An 8,496-nucleotide genomic window follows, 5' to 3' on the forward strand; every position below is an offset into this window, starting at 1 on the left:
GCCACTACCACTGTTTGGCGGCTTTGTATTTCCTTCGCCACTACCACTGTTTGGCTCACTTTGCTTTTGATCTTCTGGTTTCTTTAATTCTTCTTGTTTCTTTTGCTTTTCTTTTTGCTTATTTTTACTCGGCTGTTCAGCCGTATTTACTATTTTCGTATTTGGAGAAGAATCACGCTTCTCACCTTTAATACGTAATTCGCTACCTTCTTGAACTACACTGTTTGGCATTTTAAATTGTGACTTATCTGTAGCAAACTTACTCATCATTTCTTTAAAAATCAATTGAGCTATTTTCGTATTTTTACTACTAATATAATCATCTTTACTATCCTTTGTATATCCCGTCCATACAGCCATCGTATATTGTGGTGTATAACCAGCAAACCAACTATCACGAGTTGCACTTTCTGGTAAATTATATTGTGCTATTTGTTCTAAAGAATAGTTTGTTGTCCCTGTTTTACCCGCCATATCTAAATAACCTATATTAGCTGTTGTACCTAAACCGGATGAAACAAAAGTACGAAGCATATCAGTAATCATATATGCTGTTGAATCCTTCATAACTCGTTTTGGCTTTGGCTCAAAGTTTTTTGATTTACCATCTGGATAAACGATTTTCTTAACAAAATGTGGTTTCGTATACTTACCATCATTACCAAATGCCGCATAAGCGCCTGCAATTTCAGTTGGTGACGCTTCATTTGTACCAATCGCTGTTGATTCGGTCGGTGCTACATTAAATGTAATACCTAGCTTTTCAGAGAAAGCTTTTGATTTATTAATTCCTACTTCTTTTGCAGTTTTAATAGCCGGGATATTTCGGGAAGTTTTCAATGCATCACGTATTGTAATTGGTCCTAAATGCCTTCTATCAGCATTTCTAACTTCTTGTCCCGTTGAGTACTTAAATGGAGAGTCATCAATTTGATGGTAAGTAGCCCATTTTAAATATTCAATTGCAGGAGCGTAATCAAAAATTGGTTTCATCGTTGAACCTGCTGAGCGATTTAATTCAATTGCAATATTATGTCCTTTAAAAACAGCTTTATTTTCACCACGCCCACTACCAATTGCACGTACTTCTCCTGTTTCCGTATCCATAAATGTGAAAGCCCCTTGGAATTTCTCATTTGGATAATTAATAATATCTTTATTTAAAAGTTTGTCCGCAAAATCCTGTGCCTTTGGATCTAATGTTGTATAAATTTCTAAACCGTCAGATCCCATATTAACATCTGGCAACTCTTTTTCAACTTCTTTCACAACCGCATCCATAAAAGCTGGATAAGGCATTTCTTTTTGTTCAGTTGCTTTCTTAAGTCCTTCTGTTACTGGAACTTTTGATGCTTCTTCCATTTCTTTTTTTGTAATATAACCATGTCGATTCATTAATTTAAGTACAACATTTCTTCTTTCTGTTGCTTTTTTGATATTTTGTTCTTTCGTTGGATCATAGTTATTAGGAGCTTTCATTAAACCAGCAAGCATTGCAACTTCTGGTAGTGTTAAATCTTTTAATTCCTTACCATAATAATTTTGTACTGCTGTTGCTATTCCGTATGAACGGTTACCTAAGTAAACTTTATTTAAATACATTTCTAAAATTTCATGTTTTGAATACTGTTGTTCTAGCTTATATGCTAAATATATTTCTTGCGCCTTTCTCTTTGATGTTTTTTCCATCGATAAGAAGTAATTTTTAATAACTTGCTGCGTAATCGTACTTCCACCTTGAGAGCCGTAATCCCCTTTTAGGCTGACTAAAACTGCACGTGCAGTACCTTTAAAATCTACGCCACTGTGCTCGTAAAAACGTGCATCTTCTGTCGCTAAAAACGCATTTTCTACTAACTTAGGAATTTGACCATACATAATATTCGTTCGTTTTTCTTTCCCATATTCATATATCAATTTCCCATCTTTATCATAAATTTTTGAGGATAACGGATTAACAAGTTTTGCTTTCTCGAGTTTTGGCGCATCCTTGATCATAACGAAAAAAGTAGTAACCCCTGTGACTAACCCTACAATACCAACTAATAAACAACTAATTAAAAACTTACGAAAAAATGATGTTTTGCCTTTTGGTTTTTGTTTTTTAGCTGCTGGCTGTTTTTTCTTTTTAACTTGTCGTCGCTCCTCTCGAGAACGATAATTTTCTGACATGCTATATTCTCCTGCCTTTCAATTCTCCTGTTGATTTACTTAAAATTATTGAAGTCACTTTAAGAAATATATTCATATTTAAAAAGTGTACTAAATAGACAATTTAAGTAATAAATTTGTTCCACTTTAAGATGAGGAAGAAATTTGAGCTTATCTGATAACGAAACAGAAACGGTAATAGTGGCACAACAAAAAAATGGAATTTCATAGAAAATCCATTTTTAGCTTGATGGATGTGGCGGTACCCCACATCCATCAACTTAAGGATTTAGACTATTCTTGAAGTTAAAAGCACGTTACTATTCTCTTATGTTAATGAGTAAGGGTGACGTGCTTTTTATAAATATTCATCAAAAACAAGAGTTTTATTTATTTGCTGAAGAGTTATATCGATATATGTCTCCCACTACACTTAATCAATTAGCTATAGAAGCAGGCGGAATGGAACGAAAACGCAAGTGCCATAGGCACCATTTTTTATATTTGTGTGTATGGTTAAATCAACAAATCGCTACTACCTCTCTTACTCAACTTTGTAGTCAATTAGAAACTTCAACAGGAGTTTTATTAAGTTCCTCAGGGCTAAGTAATGTGCCTGTCGCTGCATGAAGCCTACTACATAATCGAACCAAGGAATCACTTGCCACCCGTTGACTAATCCAAATGCAAATAGCAGCTAATTCTGATCCAGAAAACTTAAGTCTTCGCCTTATAAATCCTATTTCTCTTGCAAGTTCTTCTAAGAATACAGGTGTAACATATCGTTGTAATTATTCTGCAAATGGTAATAATTCATCTTGAATCGAGAGATTCATAAGAAAACATCATCCTTTCTAATTTAGCTTGTTTAGAAAGGATAACGTTTTTTTGATATTTGAGGGTATTAAAATCTCCTGAGTTGATGGTTATGTATGGTGACCCCATAGCCAAAGAAGTAAGAAGATATTTAGAAGTGCATTAAATTTTGAGGAAGTGCTTGTGAACCGTATCATAAATAAATCAGGTTTTGTATGTTCGATTTTTAAATAATACCCGAGAAGGAGTGGGTTGCAGTTATAGTAATACTCTATTTTTTGTATTTCTATAATAGATATTTTTTTAAAAAACAGAATTATCTTGACAGTTATTAAATGGATTGATAAGGTTATAAAAAAATATTTCTTATCCAGAGAGGTGGAGGGACTGGCCTTATGAAACCTCAGCAACAGGTCTGCTTAAGTAGACACTGTGCTAATTCCAGCGGGTGATAATCCTGATAGATGAGAGCTTCCGTTTTTATTTGTCAGTAACGCCCTCTTTTTTAGAGTGCGTTTTTGTTTTTTCTGGATAGTAACTAAAGGAGCGTAGAAATGGAGAACAAAAATGGGAGAGAATTTCAAAGGAAAATGCAAGCACGTCATTTAGTCATGCTTTCACTTGGTGGGGTGATTGGAACTGGCTTATTCTTAAGCTCGGGTTACACTATTCAACAAGCTGGCCCGTTTGGAACAATTCTATCCTATCTGATTGGTGCGCTAGTGGTTTATCTAGTTATGCTATGTTTAGGCGAGCTTTCCGTACATATGCCTGAAACGGGCGCATTTCATAGTTATGCAGTTAAATACATTGGACCTGGTACAGGGTATACAGTAGCCTGGTTGTATTGGTTAACTTGGACTGTTGCTTTAGGTTCTGAATTTACAGCCGCAGGATTACTTATGAAACGATGGTTTCCATCGGTTAATATTTGGGTATGGAGTGCTCTTTTTGCCATTTTGATCTTTGTATTAAATGTCCTGACTGTTAAATTTTTCGCCGAATCCGAATTTTGGTTTTCATCGATAAAGGTTATAGCTATTTTGATTTTTATTGTTTTAGGAGTAGCGGCAATGCTAGGGTTTCTTCCAATGACTCATTCAAAAGCAGCACCATTCTTTTCTAATTTTACAAGTGGAGGTTTATTTCCTCATGGTGCTACGGCCATTATGATGACCATGCTTGCGGTTAATTTTGCTTTTTCGGGAACAGAATTAATAGGCATTGCAGCTGGGGAAACAGCGAACCCGGAAAAAATGATACCGAAGGCCATTCGAACTACTCTGTGGAGATTGATCATCTTTTTTGTAGGAACGATTGTTGTTTTATCTGCGTTATTGCCTATTTCCGATGCAGGGGTATTAGAGAGCCCTTTTGTTGCAGTTCTAGAACGAATTGGGGTGCCATATTCAGCTGACATAATGAATTTCGTTATCTTAACAGCCATTTTATCTGCGGCAAACTCAGGCCTTTATGCCTCTTCTAGAATGCTTTGGTCGCTTGCTAATAAGAATACGATATCCCCGATTTTTGGGAAAATGACGAAGCAAGGTGTTCCAATCAACGCCGTCATTTTCAGCATGGTGGGTGGAGCTTTGGCTTTGCTCTCAAGTATCGTGGCACCAGATACTGTCTATATCGTACTTGTTTCCATTTCCGGTCTAGCAGTAGTTATAGTTTGGATGAGTATTAGTGCTTCCCAGTTCCTATTTCGCAGACAATTTTTGAAAGAAGGAAATTCTGAAAAGGACTTGATTTATCGCACACCACTATATCCATTAGTACCAATTGCTTCTTTTAGCCTTTGTCTGGCATCGTGTATTGGAATTGCATTCGATCCAACACAGAGAATTGCCTTATATTGCGGCATACCGTTTATTTTGTTTTGCTATGGAAGTTATTATCTCACAAAAAATCTAAAAAAGAGGAGTGTAGATTATGTCGAACAAAATCAACCCAATTGATGCTATTTTATCCCAACATTCCATTATGCTTCTTGATGGAGCATTAGCTACTGAATTGGAGGAGCATGGATGTAATTTGGACGATCCCCTTTGGTCGGCACGTGTGTTATTAGAAAATCCGGAACTAATTTATCAGGTTCATTCGGACTATTTTCGTGCTGGAGCGGACTGTGCCATAACAGCAAGCTATCAAGCTACTATTAGTGGTTTTTCCGCACGTGGAATACAAGAACAGGAAGCCTTGGAATTAATTAAGAAAACGGTGTTACTTGCAAGAAGGGCAAGAGATGATTTTTGGAAGGAAAATATTCAAACGAATAGGCCTAAACCATTGGTTGTTGCATCAGTTGGGCCGTACGGGGCTTACCTTGCAAATGGTTCAGAGTATGTAGGTAACTATGGTGTGACAGATAAAACATTAGCAGACTTTCACCGTTCGAGAATGTCTGCGTTAATCGAAGCAGGTGCAGATCTATTGGCATTTGAAACGATCCCCTGCCTGCAAGAAGCAAGAGTATTAGATACATTATTGCGTGAGTTTCCAGAAACATATGCGTGGCTTTCCTTTTCGCTAAAAAATGAGAAAGAGATTAGTGAAGGTATGAAACTCGTGGAGTGTGCACGAGTTTTTGAGAAAAGTGAACAAATTGTAGCGATAGGCATCAATTGTGCGCCAGTAACCGTTGTGACTGGCGCAATCCAAGAGTTGAGGGCAAACACCAAAAAACCGATTATTGTTTATCCAAACTCTGGTGAAATTTATAATCCAGAAACAAAAACATGGCATGGTCATGAACAATGTAACGCGTTGGATATTCAATCTGAAGAATGGTACCAAGCAGGTGCACGTTTAATAGGTGGATGCTGCAGAACGACACCTTATCACATTGAGGAGATATCGAACAAGTGGCGTTCTTCCGAGTTTTTCTATTCGAACAAAGTAAAACAATAATGTAATGGATGATAATCTAACTTTGTCTGTATTTTCATGATTTTGCTTGTTCAGGAATCTACAGTTACGTCTAGTGGTACAAAAAGTCTTTTCAGAGACACAAATGTGGATAGTTGCCTCAGGAATCCAGTGGACTTTTGGGTACCTTAGGTATGGAAAGGAATCAGGGAAAATCAAAACCGCTAGTTTAATAGATATGGTAGACAACATGCTGAATCTTTTAATCAAGATGTAGTTGATCCAATTGAAGGTGAAGGGGACCATTTATTCGTAATTAAAGTTAACGAAGAGGTTAATTTAGTTATTCAAAAAATAGTTCAATAACTATATGAAAATTTGTTGTAGTAGTAAATGTGGTCATATTGTTGTAAAAAAGGATAGATGTAAACAGGTATACTCTCCTGTTCATCTATCCTTTTTTACATACAATATGAAAATCCAAATTAGTTCCTTTTAGGAAGGTACCAATATGAACAAGACATTTAAATACATTTTAATTTTCTTTTGTGCAGTATTTTATATTGCAATGGTTTGTGAGATTATTTATATAAACTTTGTTCAAGATCATTTTATTCCTCCAAGCAGGAAATCTAAGATTGAACATAAACATTTATAATTAGGTATAAGGAGAGCTGTACAAGATACTCTTGATTTTCCAAGATTATGAGGGTAATATTTTTGATACTGTTTAGCTTCATCTAAAATGAAGAAGAACGTCACGTTTACACATTCTTTTTCTACCCAATCCATATCATAAGTTTCTATACCATAATGTTTAAAATAATCATCAATGTCATTAATGAATCTTTTTTCTCCATCCGTTCCAGTAATTCGTTTATATTGCAATTATTCAAACGATTTCATTTCAAGTCGGCAAGTTTCTTCTAACCACTCATATCGTTGCTTAACTGCTTCCGTCTCATTTTCATACCAATCCTCATGCCCTTCATAATATTCCTTCATACATTCAGGTCTCTGTTTATTTCTTAAAAAGCTTTGCAACAAAACCCAATTTACGTTATTTCTTTGCGGAAATAGGTTGAAACCAACTATCCCTATCATTTAAGTGAACTTCAAAAACATATATAGGCTGTGAGAAACCTTTTGTATCAGTATAGTAATCTATATTATATTTTGTAATAAATAATGTATCACCTGCTTTGAAGGATCCTATAGGATCAAACTCTCCTTGTTTCAGTTTTTGAAATGCCTCCTTTGGAGAAAGAATTTCAACATCTCGAACATGTGATTTTTCTGTACCATAATATTTGTAAACAGGCATTTTTTTCCCTTCGTCTTTTAACTGTATTGATGTTTTTATAGTAACTTGAGACATATCATTTTTTGTAATGGGATCAATAGGCATATTTCCAAATTCCTTCATTTGATACGAAATCATTATTCCTAGTGCGACGAAACTTACTGTAATGGGAAGGTATAAATATTTGATTATTTTGGTATCTGTTTGATTTTTTTTCAAAAATATAAGAACTATGTTTAACACAGAATATCCTAGCATCATGCCTAAAGTATTATGAAGTAAATCCGCTAGTTCCATACTTCCTCGTTGCAGTGTGAATTCAAGAATTTCAATCAATAAACTTGCTATAATTGAGATGATTAACATCCATTTTGTTTTTTGAAAAACCTTACTAAATAATGGGAATAAAATTCCTAAAGGAAAAAGCATACCTATATTCACAATGATATGGAAAAAGGAAGTAAATGAAAATGTATTCCATGCTTTTTTATAAACACTAAGTACGTCAAAATCAATGGTTCTTGCAAAGGCCATATCATCTGAACGACCAAATGAAGTAGCTGATAATGCAAGGGAATAATATCCTGTTATTAAAACAAACAATATAATTTGTTTTACAGTAAGTTTTTTTTCTCCTTTACATATCTTTTTGTATAATACAAAATAACTAAAAACAAATAAAAGTAGTAACAAGAATGTGAGTAGAATCGTAGTAATCGCATAGCTAGCGATTAGATTAAAAATAGTGTTCATTTTACACCTCTGTTTTTATGAATATAATTTTGTACAGTGATTACTAATTCAACAATCGAGCTTTGGATCTTCAAAGGCTCGCAAAAGATATAGGATTTATTCGTTAGGGAAGTAATTTTAAACAAGGCTGAATAAGATAAAATCGTCATGCCGTTCAAAAATACGAGCTAAATTTACATAAATAACTGTCAAGAGATAAAGTTTTTGTTTTGGGGTTCCTGAAAATATTAGCTTGATGGGCATAGGGTACAGCCCAGTAATTGAAAAATCGCCTTTCTTGTTTTTCTCTCTATTTTTTTGTTGCTTACATTAGAGATGCTAAACTGTATAATGACTCATATTAAACTTATAAATAGACTTGTTAGTAACTTTTCATACTAATTATTCCTTTCTTCATGCTGTAATACTTAATAGACAACCTAAACAATAAAGTTGTTCCACATTTACAAAAAAATTAATTAAATATAAGATGAAATAGGCTACATAAGGGAGGGTTATATGTTACATACAAAAAGATGGAGATTTTTTGCGGTTCTTTCTATTCTAGGTTTGATTTTACTAATTTTATTAAAAATCAACTTCATTTCAATTACTATCGC

General features: G+C 34.5%; 5 protein-coding genes, 2 pseudogenes and 1 riboswitch. Of the genes and pseudogenes, 3 read left to right on the top strand and 4 right to left on the bottom strand.

The features are described from left to right. A partial coding sequence (locus tag ACODS7_RS29915) for a transglycosylase domain-containing protein (protein ID WP_488828303.1) occupies window positions 1–2,172 on the bottom strand: 2,172 nt, incomplete at its 3' end. 339 nt (window positions 2,173–2,511) lie between these two features. Between ACODS7_RS29915 and ACODS7_RS29920 the strand changes: the two are divergent. Further along, a pseudogene (locus ACODS7_RS29920) lies at window positions 2,512–2,760 on the top strand (IS4 family transposase); the annotation flags it as partial. Here the strand turns inward: ACODS7_RS29920 and ACODS7_RS29925 are convergent. Next, a pseudogene (locus ACODS7_RS29925) lies at window positions 2,736–2,987 on the bottom strand (IS4 family transposase); the annotation flags it as partial. The pseudogenes ACODS7_RS29920 and ACODS7_RS29925 overlap by 25 nt on opposite strands. A 343-nt stretch (window positions 2,988–3,330) precedes the next feature. Further along, window positions 3,331–3,438, top strand: a riboswitch (SAM riboswitch). Between the two features lie 83 nt (window positions 3,439–3,521). Between ACODS7_RS29925 and mmuP the strand changes: the two are divergent. Both mmuP and mmuM read left to right on the top strand, forming a co-directional pair. Next, window positions 3,522–4,931 (top strand): S-methylmethionine permease, encoded by a 1,410-nt coding sequence (mmuP, locus tag ACODS7_RS29930; protein ID WP_098366002.1) that lies wholly within the window; start codon window positions 3,522–3,524, stop codon window positions 4,929–4,931. Beyond that, window positions 4,906–5,883, top strand: a complete 978-nt coding sequence (gene mmuM, locus ACODS7_RS29935; RefSeq protein ID WP_098629961.1) for a homocysteine S-methyltransferase — start codon at window positions 4,906–4,908, stop codon at window positions 5,881–5,883. Before mmuP ends, mmuM begins: the two co-directional genes overlap by 26 nt. 564 nt (window positions 5,884–6,447) lie before the next feature. Here the strand turns inward: mmuM and ACODS7_RS29940 are convergent. Continuing rightward, on the bottom strand, window positions 6,448–6,729 hold the full coding sequence (locus ACODS7_RS29940; protein WP_488828305.1) for a hypothetical protein: 282 nt from the start codon (window positions 6,727–6,729) through the stop codon (window positions 6,448–6,450). 172 nt (window positions 6,730–6,901) lie between these two features. Continuing rightward, on the bottom strand, window positions 6,902–7,897 hold the full coding sequence (locus tag ACODS7_RS29945; RefSeq protein WP_098366000.1) for a VanZ family protein: 996 nt from the start codon (window positions 7,895–7,897) through the stop codon (window positions 6,902–6,904). Between the last annotated feature and the right edge of the window lie 599 nt (window positions 7,898–8,496).

The organism is Bacillus sp. FG16 (assembly GCF_057809515.1).